Below are 24,833 nucleotides of genomic sequence, written 5' to 3'. Positions count from 1 at the left end.
AGGAAGAAAAGGGTATGTCAATTGTTTTTGGTTTATTCGAGAGTATCATTTTTTGGGCAGTGCTTGCAGTCGTAATCGTTTTAATTTTTTTAATGGCGCGTTATCGTATTGGAAAGCCTGATGAAGCGTTAATCGTCACCGGTTCATTTTTAGGAAAAGAAGGAATCAAGATTTTAAAAAATAGTGGGACATTTGTGATTCCCATTGTCCAAAATGCGCATAAGTTAAGTTTATTGACGCATAAATTAGAAATTGGGACCCCAGAAGTCTATACCGAACAAGGTGTTCCAATACTAGCGAGTGCAACGGTTTTAGTCAAAGTAGGCAATAGCGTGGAGTCGATTAAAACAGCTGCGGAGCAATATTTAGGGAAATCGACTTCTGAACTTGAAGATGAAGCAAGAGAAGTACTAGAGGGACACTTACGTGCGATTTTAGGAACGATGACGGTCGAAGCAATCTATAAAAATCGTGATGACTTTGCTGAACAAGTTCAACAAGTGGCATCGACTGATTTAAGCAAAATGGGATTAGAAATTGTTTCATTTACGATTAAAGATGTGAGTGATCCAAATGGCTACTTAGATGCCTTAGGTCGTCCGCAAATTGCGGAAGTTAAAAAGAATGCAGAAATTGCTGAGTCAAACGCCTTAAGAGAAACCCGAATTAAACAAGCGGCTAATGAGCAGTTAGCCCAACAAGAAGAAATTCAACGAAGAACAGAAATCGCGGAAGCTAATAAAGAGATGGCGTTAAAACAAGCTCACTACAAACAGGAACAAGAAGTAGCGGTTGCGCAAGCAGAGCAAGTCGCAACGGGCGAACAAATGAAGGTCCAATTAATCGAACAAGAAAAAAATATTGAAATTCAAGCGAAACAAGCTGAATTAGCAGAGAAAGAATTGACTGCAACACTAAGAAAACGGGCAGAAGCAGATAAGTACGTAGTGGAACAACAAGCATTAGCGGATAAAGCACGTGAAATTGCCAAAGCCGAAGCCGATGCCGCAAAAGTTCGCTTAGCAACACAAGCGGAAGCCGAACGAATTGAAAAAATTGGGTTAGCCGAAGCCGAAAAAATTACTAAAATCGGACAAGCGGAAGCCGAGTCACGAGAAAAAATGGCATTAGCACTTCAAAAACTAAATGAAGCTGGTATTTTAATTGAATTCATTAAAGTGTTGCCTGCTATTGCGAAAGAAGTCAATGCTCCGATTAGTAACATTGAGAAAATGGTTAGTTTTGGCGGTGCAAGTGACATCCATCAAATGGGTGAAGCAGGACTAGCACGAACCTTTGATACGATTAAAGAAACGACTGGTTTAGATTTAGTCAATTTGATTAATGAATCGATGGCTGTTAGACAAGGGAATAAAGAAGTCGTCGCCGCAATTGATGGGACCCGACCAATTGAACCAATTGAACGTGTTCACGAAATATAAGACAGCGTAAGATTTACTAAAATAAGAGTAAAGTTAAAAAAGAAGGACAATTGTTCTTCTTTTTTTTGATGTCGCTATTGATGACTTTTGTTTGAAAATATTGTGGTAAATTTTAGTATGAAAAGCCGTTTTAACTAGTGGGCTTCTAGTAATCAAAAATTCTGCAAGAAAGTTCTAAAAAAATTTCAGCTGTTTATTGTCATGATCGTCTGCAGATCATTCAGTAAAGGTTATTAGTCAAGTTGCAATAGGTTCATCATAATCATTCTCTTCCAAAAAAGTCATTTTTGAAGATTTTATTCAATAAAAATTCTAAAAATCTTCTTTATTATCCCTTACGATAGAGTTGATTTAATAAAAATCGAACCGCTTTCAAACGCTAGGCTAAGCAATTTCGAGAAAATTAATCTAAAAAAATTATGTGATTTTAAATCGAAATTCGACACTAAATCGTAGGTCTGTTAATCAGATTGTCACACTATTGTTAATTTTGTGTACAATTCTGACAATGTATACTATAAACCTTCTAGGCACTGATATATCAATGTTTAGAAGGTCTCTTTTTTACTATAAAATCAAAAAGTAGCATAAAAGTAGCATAATACGAATAGCTTTAATTTCTCTCGCTTTCGTTCAGTTTCTCCAATAAGTTTTCTTCCATCTTCTGAGTCACGTGAGTATAGATTTTAAGAGTGGTGCTAGGGTTCGCATGTCCTACACGAGTCATGATTGATTTGATTGGCAAGCCCAGTTCTGACAACTTAGAAATATGAGTGTGGCGAAAAATATGAGTCGACAATGATTTGTTCAGTTTTCCTTTTGCTTTGAGACTTTCCGATACCACACCTAACATATGGTTAACGGTTGTCAGAGATAATGGCAAACCGTAAATGTCACAATAGATAAAACCTCGTTCGTCATAGTTGTCGCTGAGTGCTTGATTATAAGCATTTTCCTTTTGCCACTTATCAATAATTTCTATCGACCGATTGGACAAAGAAATGGTTCGATTGGAGGTTTCATTTTTAGGAGAACTCAGTTGAATATTTTTTGAATTGCCGCGATGCAAAATCGTTTCATCAATGCGTAGTTGATTTCCATCGATATCATCGTTTTTAAGCGCCGCTAACTCACCGTAACGTAAACCTGTCAATGTCATCAGTTCCATGCCCTCAGCGTACCTAAAACGCCTTTTAGGGATACCTTTCATGGTTCTTATCTCTTCTAATATCAAATCGATTTCATTTTGTTCTAGATATTTTTCTGTGTTACTCTCATTTTGCTGACTTTTTTTCTTTGGAAGACTGACTTCTTTCATGACATTTTTATCTACAGCTCCAATCCGTTCACCGTATTTAAAAATATTACTTAACAACGTCCTCAAAGTATTGGTATAGTTTCGAGAGTACCCTTGAGCATAGTAAAAGTCATCAAGCTTGCTTTGGATATATTGGGCACTCATATTACGTACCAGCGCATTCTTGTCGATTAACTTGATCACGACAAGGTAGGTCCTTTCCGCAACGTAGTATGTTTGTATTTTTACAGTATTTTTATATATAGGGAGCCATTTTTGGTAGAGCTCTTCAAACGTCATATCGATTTGCATTCTTCTTACTATTTTTTCGTCAACTTTTTTATCAAGCATCGATTGTGCTTGTTTCTTTGCCTGGTTGGACTTGCTATTGAGCGTAACCGATACATACTTGTATTTCTCAGTCAACGGATCAATGTATCGTTCATTGTATTTATATTTTCCATTTGGTAATTTTTCCATCCACATGTTGTTTCACTCCTATTATTTGTTATAATAGGACATAGCTAAATAAGGCTATGCCTATTTAGTTCGTATTAACACGCTCTCTGTCCGCCAAGATTGAGGAGCGTGTTTTTTTATTTATTTAATAATTCTATTACTTTTTGTTTTCTTAGTTTTAAATCTCTTAAAGAAGTAGCGACTGAAGGTTTACCTGTAAAAAAATCGATTCCTTGATTAATTATATCAAGCTCAGATTCATAATCCTTTTTCTTCCTATACGCAATCGCCAACCGTTTATATACAGCTGGGTATTGATTTCCTAGTTCTATTGATTGTTTAAAAAGATGAATGCTTTTATCAACTTTTCCTTCTTTGTACATTTTCATAGCATAATCAAACTTATGCAAAGAGTGTTCAGAAGCTTCAGGAATATCGACTTCTTGTAAAATTTTTAAAATGTCATCATATTCAATATTTGGATTTTGATTCAAATTAACACCGAATTCTTTGCTAGCAAATTCATCTAACGAAGTACCAAAAACTTCATTGTATTCTTTATCAATGGTTTTAGTTTCATTGGGCGCTTTTCTTCGAAAAAAATTTAATATTCCCATAGAAAACCCTCATTTCTGTTATAATAATAAGTCTAGAAAGGCTTTTGTTTGAATGCATCACTCAAACTTTCGACGGGGAGAGGGATGTGTTTTTCATTATTCTAAACCTCAATTAAATACGAGGAGTCTGTTTGGGTCAGTAGAGCTTTAATTCCTTGATACCAACCTAAAAACATTGGGACAGATGTCCAGGAGAAAAGAAGATACCATAAACCTTTGCTATACTGTTTGGCATAAAACCAGTGGATTCCAAAAACACCGAAGAAAATTGCTAGAAAAGAAAAAACAAACTTATTTACTTTTGTTTTAGAATAATAAATAGATTTATTGGTATTACTGTTATTGTTTGATTCTCCAGATATTTCAGAAAGAAACTCATCGTATTCCGTATTTGGCATTAACAATCCCACCTTCATTATTTTTTAGTAAATTAAGTGAAAGCATCACAAACCAAGTATTTGTGCTTTCTTGGCATTAAATTCTTCTTGAGTAATAATTCCCTGATCTAATAGATTTTTAAAAGCTAAAATTTGTTCAGCATCTGTAGGACCTGCAGTTTGCGTTGTAGCTGGGGATTGATGCATTCTTAATTGGGTTTTTTCGATGAATGTTTTGAGCGATTGTATTTGATCCCAGTACTTGTTGGCGAACATAACTGTATTCTCATCTTGTGTAGCAGCACTTAAACCACCTCGACTTTCATTACCGCCAAGAACAGAAAACTGAATATAACCATTTGTCATTCCCGGTTTTTTTAATTGAACTGCTGTGATGTTACGGATGGGAATAGTCTTATCACCTTTAATGCCTTGGTTCAAATAATTTAAAAGACCTTTACGCGTGATGGTGATAGTCTCAGGTGTCACGCTAATAACAGTGTGACCTGGACTTTTGATAATAATCTCGTTAGCCATTTTTTTAGCCCCATTTCTTTGTTATAATATATTTAATCGGTTTCAGAAATGAAACTATACTTTTAAGCTAAGCGATGCCGCAAACATTGCTTAGCTTATTTTTTTGTCTAAAATTAAGAGGTTATCCGTCATAAAAATAAACAACTTATCTTTGTATCGATGATTCATACCGTATTTCGCATGATAATGATTCAATGTGTCGCGCAGCAAGTCATGCGTTACTGCTAAATATTCAGCGCATTCATAAATAGAGGTACAACCATAATCGCGACACTCGATCAGATCGTCTAACGTGATAATCATTTCGATTGAATACCTACGTGCTTTTAACTCTTGTTTGCGATTATCAATTTCTTCGTAGTTAATAATATTACCAACGCTTGTTTTAAAGTGAGCATATTCTTCTGACAAAATCTCTCGCTTTTTATTTTGAGTGAGAGAAGAGTCAATGAAAATCATTCCATCAAAGTAGTTACCTTCAAAACCTAAGGGACTAAGAGGTAACTCTATCACTGGTAATTCCTGTGATATTTTATCTAATAGTAGTTCGTATTTATTCAAAAAAACACCTACTTATTTTTATTTAAGTAATCTTCTTTGGCTTTGCTTAAATATGCTTTTAAACCATCGATTTCTTCTTCGGTAAATTTTCGTGTGGGATCAACTAAATGTGCAGCTAGATCATCTTCAACATAATCATCTCGTTTAGGCAATTCAACAATTTTATTTTTTAATTGTTCTTCAAGTTGTTTTTGTGCAAAAGAATTTACCTTTATTTTTCTAGAATTATCCAGTTGAGCGAATAAGTTCATATGATCGTTGTCAATTGAACTATTCTGGTTAGATAAGTCGGTATTCATTAAATCAGAGATGGAAACTTTAAAAATTTCTGAAATATCATTAAGAACACCAATTCGAGGAGTATATTTACCTTTTTCCCACTCGCTAATAGTCGAAGAACTTTTTTTACCAAGTCTTTCAGCTAGTTCAATTTGTTCCATATTGTGTGATTCTCTTAAATATCTTAAATTTTGTGCAAACATGTTTTCACCTCCGACATTTGTTAAAAATATTATACCACCATTTCGGATAAAGTGAAATAGATTTCACGAAAGTTATTTCGGAAAAACTGAATTAAAACTTGACTTCGGAAATTCCGAAATGTATACTAAGGGTGAAATAGATAGGAGGGATGAAATTGAGTGGTAATAAATCAACACTATATGATTTGAGACGTTCAAAACGAATGACTCAAAAAGAGTTGGCTGAGCAGACTGGACTGACGGAACGGACTATCATCACTTATGAAATGGATATCAAAAAATTTAGAAAAGCAAAGTATGAAACGGTTGAAAATATAGCGAAAATCTTAGGTGTTAGTATAGACCAAATTTTTTTGTCTGACGTTTCGGAAATTCCGAAATAAGGAGAGGAGGTGGGATAGGTGAATATTTCTGAAGCAACAAAAAAGGCGATAAAGGATACCAAAGAAAAAGAAAAGGAGTGATTTAAATGGGACGTCCTGAAAGCAATGTTATCGAAGTCGGTCGAGTAGTGCCAGTAGAACAACTTTGGGCGAGTAAGTCCGAAGCTCGTGTAATGTTTGGTTACAAAAATCACGAGGCAGTATTCAATCGTTTGTGGTCAACTTTTAAGAACCACAAGGATTATAGAGAAGGTTATATATCACCAACCTACGGTGTGCCAATTGTTCAAATTAATAAATTTGAAGAGTTCTTGCGTTGGAAGAATGATAACAAATTTATAGGAGAGAAGGCATGAAGCGTAAAACGATAGGATTGTACTTAGTCTTGCTAATAGGCTTATCCACAATTAACTGGCGTGGTGCCATTGGGATTGTAGTTCTGATATTGCTGTACGATTGGTTATTTGAGCTTGAGGATGATCAGGAGCAAGAAGAGAATCAGCGGTACTATCATTATTTACAAGAGTGGGAAGCCGAAAAAAGACGGGATGAAAAATTTAAACAATTCATGGAAGAGGAGTGATGAGAAATGAGTACATTTTTATATGGAAGAACATACGTAGTAGAGCGTACAGCAACCAGTATTACTGCTTTTGAAATTATGAGTAGAGGCGAAGATTTTATACATGCTTATATTCGTAAATACACACCAGAATCAAACGATATTGAATCGCTCTCAGTTAGCCTTCATGTTTCTCGGGATGAAGGTGAATGGATACTTTATAAAAATCCTGTTCACGCATCTGATGCGGTTTATGAAGGGGAGTTGTACATCTTCACGAAAGAAGGATTAAAAGAATACGATGCCCAGTTAGAACAAACAAAGGATTGATTCCGTGCAACTATCACTTTTTGAATCTTATGGTGCTTTAGAATTTAACGGCACCATACTAAAAAAGGATTGGTCCTATGAATTTAAACCAGGTACCAAAGATATCGTTATTAATAACCATCAGTTGCTAACGAAAGAAGAGTTGTTGCTACTCGTTAGCAAGTCGATTAAATCAAGAAGAGCAGTTTACGGATATAACATTTACTACACAGATTCAGATGGCGTTAACAAAGATTTATTTATCAGATTCATAAACAAGAAAACAAAAGCAAAAGAATCGGTTTCGGAATTTATCGAAAAACATTTTGATAATTTGGCAGATAGGGAAGCTAGATGAAAGGAGGTTGACGATGATGAAATATAGAAAGAAATCAGTAGTCATTGAGGCGATGCAGTTTGATGCAGAAGAATGGATTTACAAAAGAAAAGAAGCTTACCCCATGGTTGAATCGGTACCAGCTATATCAGGGAGTACCCTTGGAGCATATTTCAGCTATCAACCGGTCATCCGTACATTAGAAGGTGATATGACTGTATCGCATGGTGATTATATTATCAAAGGTGTACAAGGTGAATTTTATCCATGCAAACCAATATTTTTTGAAGCGACTTATGAATTGGTGCCCGATCAGATATAAATTAAAGGAGTGATTTCATGAGCGTTATCCCTATTGTTTCAAAAATGAGCCACGAAATACAAATGGCCGATGATGTTTTATTTAACCTTCCTTATCCACTTCCTAAATCAAGCGGTAATCATAACCCTATAGAATCTCGAAATAATTGGAAGAAAAAACAAAAAAAGGCGTTAGTTAATTTTTTATCGAGTAAAAAATAAGGAGTGAACATCATGGAAAACAGTAACCGAAATGATGCACTAAAATTTTTCGAAAGCATGACGGTTGAAGAGCAAAAACAAGCGATTATTTACCTTCAGAAAGTAATTAATAAACCGCACGATTGCAATCGAAAAGAAGCACAGGAGGGGGAATCAAATGAAAAAAGTCCTACTTAACAAAGTTCTACTTCTGTTTCGTGACATGTCCCAAAAATTGAATGCGTGTCAACATGAATACGAAATCATTGCCCACATCGGCGGAGACGCCCAAGCTAATGCGCTAAAGTGCAAAGTGTGCGGTAAGCAAAAAGTTGAGTGCGATGGCATTCTTGGTTATATTCCGTTTGACGAAATCGTGAAGCGAGGTAGCAAGTAGTTGTCTGAAAGGCGGTGATTATATGATGCCAAAAAATTGGATACCAGGATACAAAGGGAAATACTTTGCTACTATTGAAGGTCAAATTTTTAGAGTTTACAAGAATGGAAGAACAAGAGAATTAAAAGGATATAAAAAAAGAAACGTCTGGTGCGTGAAATTAACGGATGAACAGTCCAATACGAAAGAATTGATGTTTCAGCGAGTGATCTGGGAGACTTTCAAAGGTCCAATCCCACCAGGTTATCTAGTAACGCGTAAGACGCCTCTTTTAAACAAGAATAATCTTCACAATTTAAGACTCAGAACAAAAGAACAAAGCGGAAAACGCACAGGTCCGAAATCGAGAAGTATGCCAGTCGTCTTAATGGATGATGATGGCGGAATTATTGATTCGTGGCCAAGCGCTCGCAAGGCTGCCAAAGATTTATTTGTTAGTTATCAAACGGTCATGGATGTCTGCAACGGAAAAGTAAAAAAGCCGGTAATCAGCGTTCGATGGCAAAAAGAAAATGACATGGGCTATCAAAGGTTGCCAGGAGAATTCGCAAACATCCAATACAAGTGAGGAGGGATTCGATGAATAACTTAATAAAAATCACAACAAATGATAACGATGAACAGTTAGTGAGCGGACGTGAGTTGCATGAGTTTTTAGAGGTGGGAACGAAATATGAAGATTGGTTTCCAAGAATGACTGAATACGGATTTGAAGAAAACAATGATTTTCATGCTCTCAAAATTGAGAACATGGCAAGAGGGCGAATTTACTTCAAAACAGATCACGCATTAAAACTAGACATGGCCAAAGAAATCTCGATGATCCAACGTACCGAAAAAGGGAAACAAGCGCGTCAATATTTTCTGCAAGTCGAGAAAGCGTGGAACAATCCAGAAATGGTTGTCCAACGAGCGTTACAAATTCAAACTCGGAAAGTAGAGCAGTTAAAAATTGAAAACGAAGCGATGAAGCCCAAAGCGATTTTCGCTGATGCCGTTTCAGCAAGTCATACCTCAATTTTAGTAGGAGAATTAGCGAAGTTACTCAAACAAAACGGTGTCAATATGGGCGCGAATAGACTTTTCGATTGGCTACGAGACAACGGATTCCTAATTCGAAGAAAAGGAACTGACTGGAATATGCCCACTCAATATTCGATGGACTTGGGATTGTTTGAAATTAAAGAAACAACAATAGCGAGAAGCGATGGAGGTATCAGTATCTCAAAGACGGCTAAAGTCACTGGAAAAGGGCAGCAATATTTTATTAATAAGTTTTTAGGATGAAAGGCAGTGAAGGAATGGATAAGGAATATCAAAGAGGATTTATTGTAACTGGTGACAAACCGTATATGACCGAAGAATGGCGATTTCAAAAAAATCAAAGTAACAATAAAAAAATTGTCTTTTATGGATACGATGCCAATCTTTGTCCGATGTCAGCTATGTCGACTTGGCCAGAAACAAAATGGAAGAAAAAAGTAATTAATATCGCTCTAAAACTTACGAAAGATTTTAAAGGCGAAGTATGGCTAGACGATGTTCGTATAAAAAACAAAAAAGACTGATCAGCCGGCAAGCAATCAGTCCATCGAGAAGTAAATGTAAGTTAATTATAACATATTTTTAAGGAGGAGAAACATGAAAAATAAAATCAACGTCCAATTATCCGAAATTGATAACGGCGGACTACAACAACGCTTTGAAAACGAACTAGCAAGAGTGATCGAAAATATCATTGATCCTAACACTGATCCAGACAAAAAACGCAAGATTCAAATCAACATCGAGGTTGTACCAAAAGGAAATCGCGATGATGTCGCACTTGCGATGGAAGTAAAATCAACGCTATTACCACGTAGAAAAGTTTATGCAGATGTATTAATCGATACAGATGGAGAGGGTGTATATGCGAATGAATTACGAAGCGGTGTGCGAGGTCAAACATACTTTGATCCGACTGATTCCACCTTAAAAACGGATGAGGGCGAACCAATAGAGAAAATCGAAGAAAAAGAATTAGAGAAAAGCGAACCAAGCGAAAAAGAATCAACGGTTAAAAATAAAATTCATAGTTTTAGGCAAAAAGCGTAATGGAGGAATAAATAATGTCAGAAAATATTAAAGCAGCAATTGAGTACGGTGTTGAGTTATCAAAAAAACAAGAAGTCATCCACGTAATTGATGGCAAGACTTACTACGACGAACGTCGAGCGGATTTACGTGAGTTAGAACCAACGAAATTAGCGAGTGCGCTGAGAGTCAGTACGTTAAGTGGTCTTGTTGGATATTTAGAGAGTCGTTTTGATACCAACAATCCGCAAGTGAATTATCAAGTATTAATTAATGTCGAATCAGCAACGCATGTGAAAGTATACTCTCCTTTAAATCAAGATAAAAAAAGAGAATCATTAATCGAATCATCTGCGGTGTTAGATAAGTTTCCGTTTGGCCAGTTCGTAGACTCAGAGAATTTCATCATTCAAATTCAGTCATTTTTCCAACGGACTCGTGAAGCGGAAAACATCATTAGACTAGCAAGTGGCATCAAAATCGAAGGTGGCGCTGATCTACGAGATAACGGAATCTCTCAAACAGTGACTGTGCGAGAAGGCGCTAACGTTGAAAGTGTCGAAGTGCCGAATCCAATTGATCTACAACCTTTCCGGACATTTTTAGAAGTGGATCAACCTACTAGCGCTTTTGTTTTTAGAATAGATAAAGCTGGGCGTTGTGCATTATTCGAAGCGGATGGCGGAATTTGGAAGAACGAAGCGATGGAAAACATCAAAGAATATTTAGAAGAAAAGTTATCAGAAGAAATCACGACAGGCTATGTGACAGTGATTGCTTAATTAATTAATTGAATAGATTAGAGGTGTGTGTTGCTCATGCGCCTTTAATTTTTTTGAAATTTTTAGGTAGAAAAGAACAATAAAAAAAAGCACATCTGCCAGGATGCGCTAAGTGGTTGGAGCAATACATTTATAAATTAATTATATCATACTCCAACACATTTTAGTAGTTTAACGTTGATTTAGCAACGTTTATCGGACTTGTAATCAGTATTAACTTAAGGACGTAATGTGAAGAATGTGGATGGTGGAAGAACATGACGATGATTAATAGAGCAAATAGATATTACTGCAATGATTATCAAGAAGTGGCCATAGTACCAATTATCGCTGAAGAAGCGAAGAGAGGGAAAAAGGGAGTAGCCAATAAAGATGAGTATCTAACTAGACCAGAACAACGACTTGTAAACGACAGAAATACCTATCGATGGATGAGGATCGCATTACAGGGGAATTTTGGCAAAGGAGACTACCATTTTGTACTCACATTTAAATCAGGGGAACTTCCACCTCCAGAAAAAGCAGAAGAAGCGAAGAAAGTCCTATCGAGTGTTTTTTTAAGAAAATGCAGAGAGAAGTACAAAGCAATCAATCAACCGTTTAAATATATCTGGGTGATGGAATACGAACTAACCGAAGAGGATGATTATCTCAAGAGAGTCCATTTCCACATCATCATCAATAGCGTTCCTGGCATTTCGAGGGATGACATTGAGGATTGCTGGGCAAAAGGCAAAGGAAAAAGTAAAAAGATACTCGGAGCGGTCCATACGAAAAGGCTAATCTCTTTTAACGGAGCAGGGCTTGAGGCGTTAGCAAAGTATTTGTCAAAAGGCATGCGATGGGTAAAAGGGAAGAAAGTTTGGAACAGCAGTAGGAACCTCGTGAAAATTAAAAAGAAAAAGCGTGATCGAATCTTTAGTAACAAACAAATGGAAAAGATGGCCTTGTCTAACGATCAGGGCGCAGAAATCATTGCTAAGAAATATCCGAACTATGACATTGTCGAAATAGAATTTAAGCACAATGAGTATAAAGGGTGGCACTTGTATCTCAAGATGTGGAAGAAGGAGCGAGCAGGATGAAATATTATTTAGTCGCGTGTTTTGATTCAAGCGATGCAATCAACACGATGCAACAAACATATCTCAAAATGAAAATTGATTTTGGAGAAAAGCCATTGTCATTCAACAAGAAACAAAAAAGCATTATTGGAGAGAGATTCAAAATATTCTTTTTAACGACGCAACAAATCGAAGTAGATGGTTATCAATTTGACGGGGTAATAAGAAATCGGCAATTCATCCGAAAAGCCAATAATACAGCAAGAAAAAACTACGCGATACATCTGGAAACAACAAAAGCGATAAACGGCGTCAATAATAGAGATGGCATTTTGAGAATGTATGTGGAAGGAGGAAGGTAATTGAAGTATCCATCGAATATGCAAAATAAAGCAAACAATAATCAAGGAAAGATTTTTGAAAAGCTGATTGAACTGGGGTGTCAAAAATACGCTCGAGCGAATAAAGCATTCATCGAAAAAATACCGGAAGATTTTCATCCTCAAAAAATCGATAAAACAAACGGTAAAGCAACAGGCTATTACAAAGCAAAAGCGCAACCAGATTTCCAAGGGACGTTACACGGTGGGAGGAGTATTTGTTTTGAAGCAAAATACACTAGTGCTGATCGCATAAAAAGTTCGGTCATCACGGAAAATCAAGCGGAATGCCTAACGATGCATGCTAGATTAGGGGCTTACGTGGGTGTTTGTTGCCAGATCAACAAGACCGTCGCATTCATTCCTTGGGATGTGTGGAAAAACATGAAGGGAATATACGGGAGGATGTACATCACCGAAGAAGAAGTGAAAGTTTATCAAATACCGTCACCGATGTACATCGATTTTCTTTACATGCATGAATTAGGAGTGTGTTAGCGATGAAGAAGAGAGGTCCAAGCGAATTTGATTTACAATACAAGACTTTTGAATTGTTTTGCCAGGTCCGCAAGTGGAATGTGTGGCGGTTTGCACCCAATAGGAAAAATCCAAAACAATATATTGGCTACGCCTTTGACGAAGAAGGAAATGAATTGATATTTTTGATCAGCGAGAACGGCAATTATTACAAGTTTGTAGATGTGAAGAAGTGGGAACCTTACGAGTATGCGATGAAAAAGGAGGAAATGAGCGATGTATGCGGTGAGACGGAATATTTATCAAGGTAGTGACGGTGTGCAAGTGGATTGCTTGTCTGAAGTCAAAGGATTTACAGAACTTAAAGAAGCTGAGAGAGTTGCTGAAAATTGTAATGGACGTGTTGTACGAGTAATTAAAGGCAAAAGACCACCAGGTAATCCGATAAAAGAGAATCAGCGATGGATGAGGAAGTGATCCTGTGAAATATAAAACGATTCAAGGGCGTGAAATCACCGGAGATGTAATTAATCGCTATACAAAAATCATGTCTGTTGCAGGCGATGATGGTCGTAATTATGTTTGCTGGTTAGTCGGCGATCCTGCTCCATTAAAGACGCATTCAATTATGCCGACAAGACCGGATACGTTTAAGGGCATTGAGCAAATAAAATGTAGGGTTATTAAACCGAATGGTGAGTGCCGTACTTTTGATTCCATAGGTGCGGCCGCGAATCATTATCGTACAGACAGAAGTACAGTCTCCAGGAATTGCGATAGCGAGAAGATGATGGTGAGAGGTCGCTTGAAAGGTTATAAATTTGAAAGATTAAGTTAGAGGGTGTGAGCGATGAGCGATAACGGATCAGCAATTAATTTAAACACCAGAGAAATATTTTGGTTAAACGTAAAAAGATACCTAGCGTTAAAAGACATGAGCAATCGTACGTTAGCAAAGCGAATCGATAGCAACGAATCAGTCGTTGTGAAATTGATGGAGAAGGAATCCAATATACCGATTGAAAGTATCGCGAAATATGCAAGGGCATTGGAGGTTCAACCGATTGATTTATTTGAAATATGGACGGATGAGGAATGGGAAGATGTAAGAATGTGGAGGGCTGAATAAATGGAAAAACTAAAATTTTTTAAGTTCCAAGGGACGTGTTACTATGCATTGATTAAAGCGGTTGATAGCACTCACGCTTTAGAATTGTATGATCAGTTGGTATCAAAGATAGATACAAAAGAAGATGAGGATAACTTAATAAGCGAAATGGCTGAATTAAAGTTATCGGAAGTATTGAAAGAAATGAAAAGTTATAGAGATAGCGGTGATACGCCATTATCAGATTCAACAGTATTAGATTGGATTTCCGATAATAGTATATTTTTGCTAGGCATTGATGGTTCATTGGTCTAAGGAATTGGAGGGATCAGCGTGAAAAGTTATAAAGTGTACTACGTAAATTATAAAGGCAAAGATTTGACTTGTTACATACATGCGAAGTCTGAAAAAGAAGCACGCGAAACAGCGAGCGTTATGCAGGGAATGTTTAAAATTATAAAGGTGGAGGAATCATAATGAATTACGAAGTACAGATAGACGGAGAAACGATTGTCTACGGACCGTTAATTAAAAGAAGTCGTTTTTCCGATGAGCAATGGAGCGCAATCAATCATGCAATGGCTAAGAGAAACTTTAGTGCATCAGAATATGAGAAGTATAAAAAAGATGAATTTGTTATTGGGTTGATGGCAGACAGAACTGACTTAGCGGAGCGTTACGAAGCGCTTTTAGAACTGTTGCCTCAATCGGCTTACAGTAAAGCAGGGACTCATCCCGAATGGGTAGCAGATGCTGTTGAACACAATATCTTGATTAAAGGGATTACTCAAGATGATGTAAAGATGCTTATTGAAGGATCAGATGATATGAGGGAATTGATTCGTTCCCTAGAAGAGTATTTTCACATCGAGGAGGAAGAAGGATGAAAGAAAACAATGAAGTACAAGAAGCGATTGAAACAATAGTGATGGCAATGGTTATTTACGTATTATCCATTTTAATGTGCGGCTTCACAGTAATGTATCTGTGGAATAATATATTGCCGGTAATCTTTGGCGTTCGAACAATTACATTAGCACAAGCGATAGCGATTGATTTGTTAATCAGCTTTATTGTTACGACGCAGACCAAGGATAGGAATCTTAATTTAAAAGATGTGTTTGTTAAAGTATTGTCGACATGTTTAAACGCGTTACTGGTAGGTTGGATTGTGATTCAATTTATTTAGGAGGAATCAAAATGAAATCAGAATTAGAATTGGAAACACCTCGGAAAGTAGAGTTACTAGAAGTTATTCATACAGAAGCAGTTCGTGGCAAAGGAACCAACGAAAACCCAGTACGAGTTGTTCACCAGTACTGGGATAAAGAAGGGAATTTATTGGCAGAAAAAGATGACTGCAAATAAAAAATGCCACCTCTTATACTAACGAGATGACAACTACAAAATTAATTATATCATAAGGGGTGGCGTTTGTGAGATTTAGATGGTTAAAAGATTATCAAGCACTGGACGAACAGATCCTTTACCTAAAGTGGAATCTAAACAAAAGCAAGTTAGAGTTGAGCCGATGGGTATCAGGAGATTTAGTCAAAGTCCGATTAGAAAAGAGTTCTCGTGCGTCATCCCTTGAAGAAAATATTGAAGCGATGAAACAAGAGATAACAATCCTTGAAAAGCAAAGAGAAGAAATGAAGGCACTTGTTAAATCATTTAAAGGCATTGATCAAGAGATTATCCGATTAAAGTATATCGATGGCTACAGCTTAGAATGTATCGCAGAAAAAACAGGATACAGTGAATCATATATAAGAAAGAAACATGCTGATATTCGTAATACATTATCATTCCTCGATCAGTATGAAGCCAATCAACCAGCGAATAATAGAAAGAGAAATGAAATTGAATACTACAACGAACACAGATCAAGAGAAAAACAAATATCATTATTCTAAAAAAACCAATGTTCAGTAAATGTGTGAACGTTTAGTGTATGGAGATATTGATGTATCCGTATTATAGTTATAGCGTAATAGTTTATCTGATTGGGAAGTAGTACATAGAGGACTGCTCACATAAAAATCTATGTATAAAGAGAGGAGTGCATCCTCTCATCGTTTAGACAGGACTTAGGTTCTGTCTTTTTGTTTTATTGAATGGGAGTGATTACATCGATTACATGACACCATCAATCCTCAAGAGATTAATCAAATGGATTGAAGATGATAAGCTCGTTCGTTTCTATCAGACAAAAGAATGGCGAAAAGTTAGACAGATTATTTTAAATCTGAATGGTGGTAAGTGTGCCAAGTGCCATAAGAAAGCACACATGGTCCATCATCTAAAGAAAGTCAAAGAGTTTCCATTACTTGCGTTACTAATAACAAACCTTGAACCACTTTGCAACAGTTGTCATAACGAAGAACATCCAGAGAAGTTAGCAGCAACAAGAAAAAGAAAATTTACAAATGAAGAGCGCTGGTAGTCCCCCGGTCGAAACCAAATGGCAATTCTTTTGAGGAAAACACGAAACGGGAAAGGTTGATGCCGGAAGAACAAACCTAGCGCGCGCATGATAGGGGGGGTTAAATGCCTAAAATATCAAGAAGTACGCGTAAAATCAAGCTTAAAGTTGGTTTGTTAAAACAGTTGGAACGTGATGGAAAGACGGAAGAGCATTGGTACGACTTAGTTTTAGACTATTTAACCTTTTGGGAAATCAAAGAAAAGTTAAAAACGGAGATCGAACGAAATGGCGCGATGATTACGGTCCATAACGGAAAACAAAAATTCCGAAAGAAAAATGATGCAGTGACAGAACTTCCGAGAATTCATAAACGGATGACTGAAATTTTGGATGTACTGGACATCAAGCCGATTGAATCCGAAGAAGATGACGATGGCTACTAATAAAAATTTCCCGAAGCATCCACAAAAAATCCATCACGCAATATCAGAGTGGATGTATCTTGTTGAATCTGGAGAAGTCGTTACTTGTAAAGAACAAAAAGATCTAATGCAATATGTTCGAAAGAAATTAGATCAAGAAGACGTCATTATCGATGTTGAAAAAATCGAGAAGGTAATCGAACGATCAGAAAAATACTTTTTCCCGTTGCATCCATTTCAGACGTTCTTTTTATCTTTTGTTGTTGGCGTCTATTATAAAGATAATACTCTTGTGTTCGATGAGTATTTATTTTTGTCTGGACGTGGTACAGGAAAGAATGGTTTGTTAAGTGCTTTAGCATTTAACTTAGTTGATATCAATGACGTAAAAAAATACAACGTTGACATTGTGGCCAACACCAAAGATCAAGCATTAACAAGTTTTGAGGATGTTTATGACGTTATAGATGAATCAAAAGTTTTGCAAAAACATTTCAAGCATACGAAATCAGTGATCACTCATAAAAAAACGAGATCACGCATTAAATACTATACGAGTAACGCCCGAACAAAAGATGGTCTGCGACCAGGAGCGGTTGTTTTCGATGAAATTCACGAATATGAAACAGAAGATTTAATTAACGTTTTTTCTTCAGCGCTCGGGAAAGTCGGATTTGCTAGAACGTTCTATCTGACAACAGACGGATTTGTTCGCGGTGGTGTTTTGGATAGTATGAAAGATTTAGTGAAACGTATTTTCTCTGGTGAAGTAAAATCATCGAAGTTGCTACCATTCATTTTTAAATTGGACAGCTTAGAAGAAGTCCATGATCAAAAGAATTGGGTCAAAGCGATTCCAAGATTGTTGTATGACAAGGTACTTCGCAACCAAGTTGAAAAAGAGTATGACAAAGCGTTAGAATCGCCATCGAAAATGATTGAGTTTTTAACGAAGCGTATGAATATTCCAACACAAGATGCCTTTGCTGCAGTTGCTGAGTGGGAAGACATCATGGCAACTGATCAAGAGATACCTGATCTAACAAATGTGCCATGTGTCGGAGCGATTGACTATGCCGATATTCGAGATTTTGTTTCATGCGGCATGTTATTCCGGATTGGAGAGAAACGCTACTTTATCCAACACACATTTATTTGTCATAAGTCATTAAGGATTACAAAATTTAAGTTTGATATTGAGACAGCAGTAAATGAAGGGTACGCCACAATCGTGAACGATGACATGGTGAAACCGGAGTATTTAGCACAGTGGTTCTTAGAACAACGTAAGAAGTACAAGATTACAGAAATCGCCGCCGATTCTTGGCGTTTCTCGGCTTTAAAAGATAAGTTCGATGAATACGGCATTGTGCTTAAAGAAGTGCGTAGTGGACCAATCACGCATGGAAAGATTGCTGGGCTAGTTGATAGTTTATTTTCTTTAAAAAATATTGTTTTTGGGAAAGATATAATGATGCGATGGTATACAAATAATGTTTATGTCAAATTCGACAGCAAGGGCAATAAAACCTATGAAAAAATAGAACCGAAAACACGAAAAACAGATGGATTTATGTGCTTCATTCATGCACTGGTCATTGAACCGCCATATAAGAAACCAAGAAATAGACCAAGTAGAAAATTAAGAAGCTATGTCGGAACCTGAAGGGAGTGATGAAATTTGGGAGTATTTTCAAGTATTAAAAATTTCTTTGTTAATTCAAGCGATGATTCACTGGATATTGAAGCAAGACCGCCTATTGAGAAATCATCGAATGAGCGGACGGTTGTGTTCAGAGAATCTGTGAATCATGTGCGTTACAAAAGTTATGCATTAAGCATTGCAATTAGTCGTATTGCGAATGCTGTTTCTTTATGTGGGTTTCAAACGTATATCCGAGGTAAACCAGAAAAAGGCGATTTGTGGTGGCGTTTAAATTATGAACCAAATCAAAACCAAAACCAAACCGATTTCTTTTATTCTTTAGTCCATAAAATGGTTTACAATTCTGACGGCGCATTAGTGATACAAGCGAAGTCAGGAGATTTAATTGTCGCTGAAAGCTTTACGATTGAAAAATATGCTTTTCTACCAAACGTTTATTCGAATATTATTTTACCTGGTGGCCTAAGCTATCAAACAAAATTAAAAGAATCAGACGTGATCCACTTGAAATACAACAATAGTAAAGTTAAAGCAATTGTTGACAGCGTTTATGAAGATTATGGGAAACTGTTAAATGATGCCATTAAAAATTATAAACGTGGGAATGCCATTAAATTAAAATTATTAATGGATGCTCAATTCGATCAATTTAAAGAGAAAGATGTCTTAGATGAAGAAGGGAACGTCATAGGCACTGAATACGATGAAATCTTAGATGATTTATTTCAAAAGCGTTTTGGTGCCATTTTATCAGATAAAGATTCGATTACTCCTTTGGAAGATGGCTTAACATTAAGCAACGTCGATGCTACTACTGGAAACACAAAGAGTGGTGCTTTTACATCACGTGATATCACAAGTATTTTTGATGATATTGTCAATCAAGTAGCGGATGCCTTTTTAATGCCACGCGGAATATTTCGTGGCGATGTTGCAGATAATGAAGGGATGCGTAAAAGCATGATTGATGACGCAGTACGTCCCTTCATCGAAAATATTCAAACCGAAATCAATCGGAAGAAATATGGTAAAGATGAATTTTACAAAGGTAATAAACTTAAAATATCAACTGATTTAATTTACACAAAGGATCCAATTGCTTTTGCTAATGCTGCAGAAGCCTATTTACGCATTGGCGTTTATTGTGTTAACGACATTCTGGAAAAACTAGGCGAGGAAATCATTGACGAAGAGTGGGCGTGGCGCCATTACGTAACGAAGAACTATGAAAATATTAATAATGCCGCTGAAGATATTGAAAAAGCAGTTTCCAATATGATGAGGGCACTAGGAAGGGGAGAACCAAGTGAAAAGAATTCAACTTAATTCAAAAAATTTAAAGCTAGGAACAATCGAATCAAAAATCCAATTTAATGCGAGTGTCGAAGGCGAAACTGATTTATATCTACATGGCGATGTTGGTGAAACATGGTGGGATGATAGTGGTATCACAGCAAAAAAAGTGATTGATGCATTGGATCAAATCGAAACAGAAACAGTGAACGTCCACATTAATACTTATGGTGGCGATGTTTTTGAAGGGATTTCAATTTTTAATATTTTGAGAGCTTCCGGAAAAAACATTGTGACAATTGTAGATGGGATTGCCGCTAGTGCCGGTTCTTTAATTTTCTTAGCTGGAGATACAAAAAAGATGCCGGGAAACACGCAATTAATGATTCATAATCCATGGACCTATGCACGAGGGAATGCCAATGATCTCGAAAAAGTCGTTGATATGTTACGCACGACAGAATCAGCAATGACTCAAACGTACATGGAAACATTTGTTGGAACAGAAGAAGAACTCAAAGAATTACTTGATTCAGAAAAATTCATGACGGCTGATGAAGCAAAAACGTTTGGCTTTGTTGATGAAATAATTACGAAAGAGCCTGAACCAGCAGCACAAGCAACAATTGCAGAAAGATTGATGAGTAAGTATGGCGGCATGATAAACGAACCAAACAAGAATCAAGAAAACAAAAAAAGAACAAACCCATTACAAAATTTTATGAATTTATTCGAGGAGGAAACAAATAATGTTTAATACAGACTTAGTAAAAAATCAATTGAGTGAGCAACGTGCAGCGTTTTTCGCAGCAATGAAGAGCAGTGATGAAAAAGCCCAGGAAACAGCGTTAAATGATTTCTTGGAAGGTATCCAAACCGTTGTCGTATCAGAAGCTGAAAAAGCATTTGAAGAAGAGGGAGAACGATTTAAAGATGAAAATGTGTTAGTTGCACGTGGAATTATGAAACCTCAAACGTCAGCAGAACGCAAATACTTTAATGCTGCTGTTACGAAGCAAAGTTTTGATAATTTAGATGAAGCATTCCCACAAACGATTGTGGAAGATATTTTCTCTCGTTTGACAGAAGAACATCCATTAATTTCATTAGTTGATGCCCAAACAACGGGAGCGATTTTCAAGTATATGTACGCTGATCCTACAAAACAATTGGCATTCTGGGGAACTTTACCGGACAACATTAAACAGTTGCTAGTGAATAGTATTAAAGTAATCAGCTTTGAAACAAGTAAATTATCCGGATTTTTACCAATCGTGAAAGGATTCTTTGTTTTAGGTCCAGCGTGGTTAGCGCAGTATGTTACAACTGTAATGTATGAAATTATGGCTGCGACATTAGAACTAGCGTTAATCCAAGGTACAGGTAAAAACCAACCAATTGGGATGAACAAAAAATTATCTGGAGCAGTAGATGGTGTTTATCCAAACAAAGATAAAATCGCCTTAACCGATTTAGAACCAGAATCATTAGCAGGTGTCCGTGCAGCCTTTGCCCGTGACAAATTAGACAATGGTCCAATGGTCGCGATTGTCCATCCAGTAACATATTGGTCTAAACTGTTTCCAAAACTAGCGTATAAGAGTGAACCAGAAGGGAAATGGGTCTTAACACAATTGCCGACCGGTGAAACTATTGTTAAGTCTTATGCACAAGAAGAAGCAGCTATTACAATCGGAAATCCGAAAAATTACTTGTTAGCAGTATCTAGTCAAACTGAATTGAAAAAATATGAAGAAACGTTAGCAATTGAAGACATGGATCTATTCATTGCTAAATTTACTGGCACAGGGTTAGCGAAACATAAAGATGCCTTTTATGTTTATAACATTAGCACAATGACAGGCGCAACCGTTCCAACGGCTAGTGGAGATGCTGATATCAAACGACCAACTCCAACAGGATTGTTAAATGAAACAGACACAACCGAAGAACCTTAAAAGAAGAGGAGTGGGAATATTGGACTATTTAGTAATCCGCCGATTTGCTGACAAAAATGCAGAGGGCCGTATCTATGAAGTAGGGGAATTGTACGAAGGGTCTAAAGCAGCGAAAAGAATTTCAGAATTGACTAATCCTGAAAAAAATAAATATGGTCGAGTTTATTTGCAAAAAAAACCAGTTGAAAAGACAGAGGAACCGAAAGAATAGGAGTGATTTAATGGATGAAGTAACATTATTTAAATCAATTAAAAAGCGCCTACGAGTCTCCTTTGATACGTTTGACGATGAAATCAAAGAGTTAATCGAAGAAGGCCAGTCTTATCTTGTTGATAAGGCTGGTTCTTTGCCGTTTATAGAAGAAACGAAAACGAATCTAGGAAACAATTCACGTGCTTTATTAAAGTACTATTGCCAATATAACTGGAATGATAACGGACATCTTTTTTACAACGATTTTAAACAAAAGATTTTAGAGTTACAAATTTCCGCTTTAAAAAGTCGTAATGGAGGTGGCAAATAGTGTCGGATCGTTACGAAAGTTTTAATGATGGATTACTTCAGTATGGTACAAAGAAAACAAAACTAAGCCCTACGAAAAAATCAATCGGTTATACGTTTACGGAATTAGGTACCTTATATTTTAATGAATTAAGCGCACGAGATCAAGATTATGACTTGGCTAAAACGAAAGGTAAAGAACTTGAATTAAAAATCAAAACATTTTACCCACCACAACTAACGCCTCGATCGCAAGATAAGTCTGACTTAATTATTATCATCGATGGTATTGAATACGAAATATTTAAAGTTGATTCAGATGCTGATAAAAAATATCTTTTTTGGTATTTATCAAAAGTGGGTCCTGCACAATCAAAAGTAGGTGATACCGATGATAATTAATCAAGAATCACTAATCGACTATTTGAATAAATCTAACGAAAAATTGATTGAAGAAATTAAGAAAGTCATTGAATTAGAAGTCTTTCAAGATACTGTCAGCGATGATTCGTTAAAAGAAGTAATCACAAAAACAGGTGGTTACAATTATTTTCGTTTTGAGACGGGTGGTATGCAGTTATCAAGCGATGAAGCAACAATCACACAAGACATTCTCGTCTCTTTTTATTCAGAAAATCGTGACGACTTAGACGTGCAATCTATCAAGTTGATTGCAGGTATTCATGGGAAACTATTCAAGTTCAAAAACTCGAAGAAATATTTGATTAAAAAGAACAAAGAAGACCAATACATCGATGAAATTCAATTGTTTTTTACAAGGAGAATGAAAAATGTCTGCTGATTGGAGAGAGAGTAGTTGGGTTGTTGAATTTGTTGAAATTGATCGATTACAAGAAAAAATGCTTAAGATTCCTCATCTATCTGAAGTAGTTATCAATGAAAAATTACAAAATAAAGTAGAACCAGAAACACCAAAAGAAATGAGAGAAATCTTTCCTATGTCCAAAAGGAATCCTCAAATGCCCATCACATTAGAAAGTGGGAAGAAAGCAGTTGTCGGTCATGCAAAAAGTAGTGAGTCATTAAAAGTGACGCATGAAAATCTAGGATTTACGGTTAGGCCAAAAACAAATTGGAGATACTTGGTTTTCCCCGATTTAGGAATTGGCGATGCAAATCCATTGCCACTTGAGTTTTTGCGACAAGGAATGGAGCGACGTGTACCAGTAATTGCACAAGATTTAGAAAGCGCCCTAGAGGTAGCAATCAATAAAGAATTAGGAGGAAATTAATTATGGTCTCAACTAAATTACAAGAAACATTTACACCCATGGAAATCGAAAAAGTTTCTTTACAGTTTAAAGGTAGCGAAACATTATCTTTTGGATGCGCTGCTGTCTTAGCATCTGAAACAGAAATGGCATTCAAACAAGTGAAATGTGGTATTCAAACGATCAAACGGAAAGGAAAACCGGTGCAATTAAATGTGACGTTATCCGGTCACGCGAAAACAGGAACGATCCGTAAGATTTTTGGTTTATCGAATGAAGGATTGAAGCCAGGGGTTTATTCTTACGATGGGGATAGCAGTTCAGGGGATTTTGTCCTGACAGCAGATGTTATTGATGACTTTGATGAAGTAACAAAAATCATTGCGTTTCCAAAGTGTACAAGTGAAACAGGACTACAATTCACTGTTGATAAAACGGCGGATGAATTCCAGGCAGTTGAGTACTCCTTTACCGCGATGTTTACAGACATTAATGGGAAATTGCGTGCATACGTTGAAGCGTTTACGGATGAAGTTGACGAAGGAACATTAGAAACGTGGCATACAGCATTTACACCAGAATTAGTATCAGCTACTGAATTACCATAAGGAGGGAAGTAAAGATGGCAGAGAAGCAAGAAAACAAACAACCAAAAATAGTCACACATATCACGCTTGGTGATAAACGTGTGCCCGTTAATCCCAAATTCAACGCGTATCTCCTTCATCAGTTACGCGTAAAAGAAGGGTATCGAACACGCCTTGTACTGAATGCGATGGTTCGCGATGAGGAAATCGATGAGATGGCATTAGTAGATGCCGTCTTTATTTCCTACCGTAATGCCAATGAAGATGGCATGGAGTACATGGATTTCTTAAAAAATTATGAACTAGATATTGAAGAAGCAGGTCCCTTGCTAGGCGCAATCCTAACAAAAAAAGGCCGCAATCAATTTGCACAAGAATTTATTAATAAAACGCCAAAAAAGCACAAACGAAATCATTCCCAAAAATCAAAATCGAAGAGCTAGAAGACTTATACGCCGTTTATGTATTACTCGTTGGAATCGATGAGAATGATTTTTGGCATTTGCCATTGCAAGACGTGAATACCATTGCGATGAATAAGTTAGCGATTGAAAACTGGAGAAGCGCTGAGCAAGAGAAAAAATAAGAGAGGAGGGAACA

General features: G+C 36.6%; 47 protein-coding genes. 41 read left to right on the top strand and 6 right to left on the bottom strand.

Translation table 11 applies throughout. From position 1 onward, the window contains the following. Positions 1 to 14: 14 nt before the first annotated feature. Positions 15 to 1,442 (top strand): flotillin family protein, encoded by a 1,428-nt coding sequence (locus IGI68_RS12030; RefSeq protein WP_438733118.1) that lies wholly within the window; start codon positions 15 to 17, stop codon positions 1,440 to 1,442. A 613-nt stretch (positions 1,443 to 2,055) separates the two neighbouring features. On the opposite strand, the gene IGI68_RS12025 is transcribed toward IGI68_RS12030, so the two are convergent. The 6 genes from IGI68_RS12025 to IGI68_RS12000 form a co-directional block, all read right to left on the bottom strand. Beyond that, positions 2,056 to 3,225, bottom strand: a complete 1,170-nt coding sequence (locus tag IGI68_RS12025; protein ID WP_438733116.1) for a tyrosine-type recombinase/integrase — start codon at positions 3,223 to 3,225, stop codon at positions 2,056 to 2,058. A 110-nt stretch (positions 3,226 to 3,335) separates the two neighbouring features. Next, entirely contained in the window at positions 3,336 to 3,815 is a 480-nt protein-coding gene (locus IGI68_RS12020) for a tetratricopeptide repeat protein (protein ID WP_438733114.1), read from the bottom strand. A gap of 101 nt (positions 3,816 to 3,916) precedes the next feature. Next, positions 3,917 to 4,213, bottom strand: a complete 297-nt coding sequence (locus IGI68_RS12015; protein WP_438733112.1) for a TM2 domain-containing protein — start codon at positions 4,211 to 4,213, stop codon at positions 3,917 to 3,919. 45 nt (positions 4,214 to 4,258) lie between these two features. Continuing rightward, on the bottom strand, positions 4,259 to 4,729 hold the full coding sequence (locus IGI68_RS12010; RefSeq protein WP_438733110.1) for a DUF4429 domain-containing protein: 471 nt from the start codon (positions 4,727 to 4,729) through the stop codon (positions 4,259 to 4,261). A 90-nt stretch (positions 4,730 to 4,819) separates the two neighbouring features. Then, positions 4,820 to 5,290: an ImmA/IrrE family metallo-endopeptidase gene (locus tag IGI68_RS12005; protein ID WP_438733108.1), complete on the bottom strand. Its 471-nt coding sequence runs from the start codon at positions 5,288 to 5,290 to the stop codon at positions 4,820 to 4,822. Positions 5,291 to 5,298: 8 nt separating this feature from the next. Next, positions 5,299 to 5,772: a helix-turn-helix domain-containing protein gene (locus tag IGI68_RS12000; RefSeq protein WP_438733106.1), complete on the bottom strand. Its 474-nt coding sequence runs from the start codon at positions 5,770 to 5,772 to the stop codon at positions 5,299 to 5,301. A gap of 155 nt (positions 5,773 to 5,927) precedes the next feature. Between IGI68_RS12000 and IGI68_RS11995 the strand changes: the two genes are divergently transcribed. From IGI68_RS11995 to IGI68_RS11800, 40 genes are all read left to right on the top strand, one after another. Beyond that, entirely contained in the window at positions 5,928 to 6,155 is a 228-nt protein-coding gene (locus IGI68_RS11995) for a helix-turn-helix transcriptional regulator (RefSeq protein ID WP_438733104.1), read from the top strand. Between the two features lie 86 nt (positions 6,156 to 6,241). Beyond that, entirely contained in the window at positions 6,242 to 6,511 is a 270-nt protein-coding gene (locus tag IGI68_RS11990) for a hypothetical protein (protein ID WP_438733102.1), read from the top strand. Beyond that, positions 6,508 to 6,738: a hypothetical protein gene (locus IGI68_RS11985; RefSeq protein ID WP_373749716.1), complete on the top strand. Its 231-nt coding sequence runs from the start codon at positions 6,508 to 6,510 to the stop codon at positions 6,736 to 6,738. Before IGI68_RS11990 ends, IGI68_RS11985 begins: the two co-directional genes overlap by 4 nt. Before the next feature lie 6 nt (positions 6,739 to 6,744). Then, on the top strand, positions 6,745 to 7,047 hold the full coding sequence (locus IGI68_RS11980) for a hypothetical protein (RefSeq protein ID WP_438733099.1): 303 nt from the start codon (positions 6,745 to 6,747) through the stop codon (positions 7,045 to 7,047). A gap of 4 nt (positions 7,048 to 7,051) precedes the next feature. Then, positions 7,052 to 7,384 (top strand): hypothetical protein, encoded by a 333-nt coding sequence (locus tag IGI68_RS11975; RefSeq protein WP_438733097.1) that lies wholly within the window; start codon positions 7,052 to 7,054, stop codon positions 7,382 to 7,384. A gap of 13 nt (positions 7,385 to 7,397) precedes the next feature. Beyond that, positions 7,398 to 7,685: a hypothetical protein gene (locus tag IGI68_RS11970; RefSeq protein ID WP_438733095.1), complete on the top strand. Its 288-nt coding sequence runs from the start codon at positions 7,398 to 7,400 to the stop codon at positions 7,683 to 7,685. Positions 7,686 to 7,702: 17 nt separating this feature from the next. Next, positions 7,703 to 7,885 (top strand): hypothetical protein, encoded by a 183-nt coding sequence (locus IGI68_RS11965; protein WP_438733094.1) that lies wholly within the window; start codon positions 7,703 to 7,705, stop codon positions 7,883 to 7,885. A 12-nt stretch (positions 7,886 to 7,897) separates the two neighbouring features. Beyond that, positions 7,898 to 8,062 carry a hypothetical protein gene (locus IGI68_RS11960; RefSeq protein ID WP_438733092.1) on the top strand — a complete coding sequence of 55 codons (165 nt, stop codon included), beginning with the start codon at positions 7,898 to 7,900 and terminating at the stop codon, positions 8,060 to 8,062. Then, positions 8,043 to 8,261 (top strand): hypothetical protein, encoded by a 219-nt coding sequence (locus IGI68_RS11955; protein ID WP_438733090.1) that lies wholly within the window; start codon positions 8,043 to 8,045, stop codon positions 8,259 to 8,261. Before IGI68_RS11960 ends, IGI68_RS11955 begins: the two co-directional genes overlap by 20 nt. Positions 8,262 to 8,286: 25 nt before the next feature. Continuing rightward, complete coding sequence (locus tag IGI68_RS11950; protein WP_438733088.1) at positions 8,287 to 8,829, top strand: hypothetical protein; 543 nt, start codon at positions 8,287 to 8,289, stop codon at positions 8,827 to 8,829. Positions 8,830 to 8,840: 11 nt separating this feature from the next. Continuing rightward, entirely contained in the window at positions 8,841 to 9,548 is a 708-nt protein-coding gene (locus tag IGI68_RS11945; RefSeq protein WP_438733086.1) for a phage antirepressor KilAC domain-containing protein, read from the top strand. After that, on the top strand, positions 9,545 to 9,829 hold the full coding sequence (locus tag IGI68_RS11940; protein WP_438733084.1) for a hypothetical protein: 285 nt from the start codon (positions 9,545 to 9,547) through the stop codon (positions 9,827 to 9,829). The genes IGI68_RS11945 and IGI68_RS11940 overlap by 4 nt, the downstream gene beginning before the upstream one ends. Before the next feature lie 73 nt (positions 9,830 to 9,902). Beyond that, on the top strand, positions 9,903 to 10,355 hold the full coding sequence (locus IGI68_RS11935) for a hypothetical protein (protein WP_438733082.1): 453 nt from the start codon (positions 9,903 to 9,905) through the stop codon (positions 10,353 to 10,355). A 14-nt stretch (positions 10,356 to 10,369) separates the two neighbouring features. Beyond that, on the top strand, positions 10,370 to 11,116 hold the full coding sequence (locus IGI68_RS11930) for a hypothetical protein (RefSeq protein ID WP_438733080.1): 747 nt from the start codon (positions 10,370 to 10,372) through the stop codon (positions 11,114 to 11,116). Positions 11,117 to 11,373: 257 nt separating this feature from the next. Next, the gene (locus IGI68_RS11925; protein WP_373749770.1) at positions 11,374 to 12,201 is read left to right on the top strand and encodes a rolling circle replication-associated protein; all 828 of its coding nucleotides are present in this window, start codon (positions 11,374 to 11,376) and stop codon (positions 12,199 to 12,201) included. Beyond that, the gene (locus IGI68_RS11920; protein ID WP_438733078.1) at positions 12,198 to 12,542 is read left to right on the top strand and encodes a hypothetical protein; all 345 of its coding nucleotides are present in this window, start codon (positions 12,198 to 12,200) and stop codon (positions 12,540 to 12,542) included. Before IGI68_RS11925 ends, IGI68_RS11920 begins: the two co-directional genes overlap by 4 nt. After that, complete coding sequence (locus IGI68_RS11915) at positions 12,543 to 13,058, top strand: Holliday junction resolvase RecU (RefSeq protein WP_438733076.1); 516 nt, start codon at positions 12,543 to 12,545, stop codon at positions 13,056 to 13,058. It begins immediately after the preceding gene. A 2-nt stretch (positions 13,059 to 13,060) separates the two neighbouring features. Then, positions 13,061 to 13,348 (top strand): hypothetical protein, encoded by a 288-nt coding sequence (locus IGI68_RS11910; protein ID WP_438733074.1) that lies wholly within the window; start codon positions 13,061 to 13,063, stop codon positions 13,346 to 13,348. Then, positions 13,314 to 13,514 carry a hypothetical protein gene (locus IGI68_RS11905; RefSeq protein ID WP_438733072.1) on the top strand — a complete coding sequence of 67 codons (201 nt, stop codon included), beginning with the start codon at positions 13,314 to 13,316 and terminating at the stop codon, positions 13,512 to 13,514. The genes IGI68_RS11910 and IGI68_RS11905 overlap by 35 nt, the downstream gene beginning before the upstream one ends. Positions 13,515 to 13,518: 4 nt before the next feature. After that, complete coding sequence (locus IGI68_RS11900; protein ID WP_438733070.1) at positions 13,519 to 13,875, top strand: hypothetical protein; 357 nt, start codon at positions 13,519 to 13,521, stop codon at positions 13,873 to 13,875. A gap of 12 nt (positions 13,876 to 13,887) precedes the next feature. Beyond that, positions 13,888 to 14,166, top strand: a complete 279-nt coding sequence (locus IGI68_RS11895; protein WP_438733068.1) for a helix-turn-helix domain-containing protein — start codon at positions 13,888 to 13,890, stop codon at positions 14,164 to 14,166. Beyond that, positions 14,167 to 14,460: a hypothetical protein gene (locus tag IGI68_RS11890; protein WP_438733066.1), complete on the top strand. Its 294-nt coding sequence runs from the start codon at positions 14,167 to 14,169 to the stop codon at positions 14,458 to 14,460. A gap of 18 nt (positions 14,461 to 14,478) precedes the next feature. After that, the gene (locus IGI68_RS11885; RefSeq protein WP_438733064.1) at positions 14,479 to 14,622 is read left to right on the top strand and encodes a hypothetical protein; all 144 of its coding nucleotides are present in this window, start codon (positions 14,479 to 14,481) and stop codon (positions 14,620 to 14,622) included. Next, on the top strand, positions 14,622 to 15,032 hold the full coding sequence (locus IGI68_RS11880; RefSeq protein ID WP_438733062.1) for a hypothetical protein: 411 nt from the start codon (positions 14,622 to 14,624) through the stop codon (positions 15,030 to 15,032). The genes IGI68_RS11885 and IGI68_RS11880 overlap by 1 nt, the downstream gene beginning before the upstream one ends. Then, on the top strand, positions 15,029 to 15,334 hold the full coding sequence (locus IGI68_RS11875) for a hypothetical protein (protein ID WP_438733061.1): 306 nt from the start codon (positions 15,029 to 15,031) through the stop codon (positions 15,332 to 15,334). The genes IGI68_RS11880 and IGI68_RS11875 overlap by 4 nt, the downstream gene beginning before the upstream one ends. An 11-nt stretch (positions 15,335 to 15,345) precedes the next feature. After that, positions 15,346 to 15,513 carry a hypothetical protein gene (locus tag IGI68_RS11870; protein WP_438733059.1) on the top strand — a complete coding sequence of 56 codons (168 nt, stop codon included), beginning with the start codon at positions 15,346 to 15,348 and terminating at the stop codon, positions 15,511 to 15,513. Positions 15,514 to 15,581: 68 nt separating this feature from the next. Then, positions 15,582 to 16,061 (top strand): hypothetical protein, encoded by a 480-nt coding sequence (locus IGI68_RS11865; protein WP_438733057.1) that lies wholly within the window; start codon positions 15,582 to 15,584, stop codon positions 16,059 to 16,061. A gap of 224 nt (positions 16,062 to 16,285) precedes the next feature. Continuing rightward, positions 16,286 to 16,591 carry an HNH endonuclease gene (locus IGI68_RS11860; RefSeq protein WP_438733055.1) on the top strand — a complete coding sequence of 102 codons (306 nt, stop codon included), beginning with the start codon at positions 16,286 to 16,288 and terminating at the stop codon, positions 16,589 to 16,591. Between the two features lie 104 nt (positions 16,592 to 16,695). Next, complete coding sequence (locus tag IGI68_RS11855; protein ID WP_438733053.1) at positions 16,696 to 17,016, top strand: P27 family phage terminase small subunit; 321 nt, start codon at positions 16,696 to 16,698, stop codon at positions 17,014 to 17,016. Next, positions 17,006 to 18,661 carry a terminase TerL endonuclease subunit gene (locus IGI68_RS11850; protein WP_438733051.1) on the top strand — a complete coding sequence of 552 codons (1,656 nt, stop codon included), beginning with the start codon at positions 17,006 to 17,008 and terminating at the stop codon, positions 18,659 to 18,661. The genes IGI68_RS11855 and IGI68_RS11850 overlap by 11 nt, the downstream gene beginning before the upstream one ends. Before the next feature lie 15 nt (positions 18,662 to 18,676). Further along, entirely contained in the window at positions 18,677 to 19,987 is a 1,311-nt protein-coding gene (locus IGI68_RS11845) for a phage portal protein (RefSeq protein WP_438733049.1), read from the top strand. Further along, positions 19,968 to 20,711 (top strand): head maturation protease, ClpP-related, encoded by a 744-nt coding sequence (locus tag IGI68_RS11840; RefSeq protein WP_438733047.1) that lies wholly within the window; start codon positions 19,968 to 19,970, stop codon positions 20,709 to 20,711. Before IGI68_RS11845 ends, IGI68_RS11840 begins: the two co-directional genes overlap by 20 nt. After that, entirely contained in the window at positions 20,704 to 21,912 is a 1,209-nt protein-coding gene (locus tag IGI68_RS11835; RefSeq protein ID WP_438733045.1) for a phage major capsid protein, read from the top strand. Before IGI68_RS11840 ends, IGI68_RS11835 begins: the two co-directional genes overlap by 8 nt. A 19-nt stretch (positions 21,913 to 21,931) precedes the next feature. Further along, the gene (locus IGI68_RS11830) at positions 21,932 to 22,123 is read left to right on the top strand and encodes a hypothetical protein (RefSeq protein WP_438733043.1); all 192 of its coding nucleotides are present in this window, start codon (positions 21,932 to 21,934) and stop codon (positions 22,121 to 22,123) included. Positions 22,124 to 22,133: 10 nt separating this feature from the next. After that, positions 22,134 to 22,436, top strand: coding sequence for a hypothetical protein (locus tag IGI68_RS11825; RefSeq protein WP_438733041.1), 303 nt, complete (start codon positions 22,134 to 22,136; stop codon positions 22,434 to 22,436). Next, positions 22,436 to 22,816 carry a phage head closure protein gene (locus tag IGI68_RS11820; protein ID WP_438733039.1) on the top strand — a complete coding sequence of 127 codons (381 nt, stop codon included), beginning with the start codon at positions 22,436 to 22,438 and terminating at the stop codon, positions 22,814 to 22,816. Before IGI68_RS11825 ends, IGI68_RS11820 begins: the two co-directional genes overlap by 1 nt. Beyond that, positions 22,806 to 23,216, top strand: a complete 411-nt coding sequence (locus IGI68_RS11815) for a hypothetical protein (RefSeq protein ID WP_438733037.1) — start codon at positions 22,806 to 22,808, stop codon at positions 23,214 to 23,216. Before IGI68_RS11820 ends, IGI68_RS11815 begins: the two co-directional genes overlap by 11 nt. Then, complete coding sequence (locus IGI68_RS11810; RefSeq protein ID WP_438733035.1) at positions 23,206 to 23,667, top strand: hypothetical protein; 462 nt, start codon at positions 23,206 to 23,208, stop codon at positions 23,665 to 23,667. Before IGI68_RS11815 ends, IGI68_RS11810 begins: the two co-directional genes overlap by 11 nt. A 2-nt stretch (positions 23,668 to 23,669) precedes the next feature. After that, entirely contained in the window at positions 23,670 to 24,254 is a 585-nt protein-coding gene (locus tag IGI68_RS11805; protein ID WP_438733033.1) for a phage tail protein, read from the top strand. Positions 24,255 to 24,268: 14 nt separating this feature from the next. After that, on the top strand, positions 24,269 to 24,676 hold the full coding sequence (locus IGI68_RS11800; protein WP_438733031.1) for a hypothetical protein: 408 nt from the start codon (positions 24,269 to 24,271) through the stop codon (positions 24,674 to 24,676). Positions 24,677 to 24,833 lie beyond the last annotated feature (157 nt).

The organism is Enterococcus sp. DIV1314a (genome assembly GCF_051713805.1).
Taxonomy (GTDB): Bacteria; Bacillota; Bacilli; order Lactobacillales; family Enterococcaceae; genus Enterococcus_I; species Enterococcus_I aquimarinus.
The sequence above is the reverse complement of the archived record's forward strand: the minus strand, read 5'-3'. Positions and strand labels throughout refer to the sequence as shown.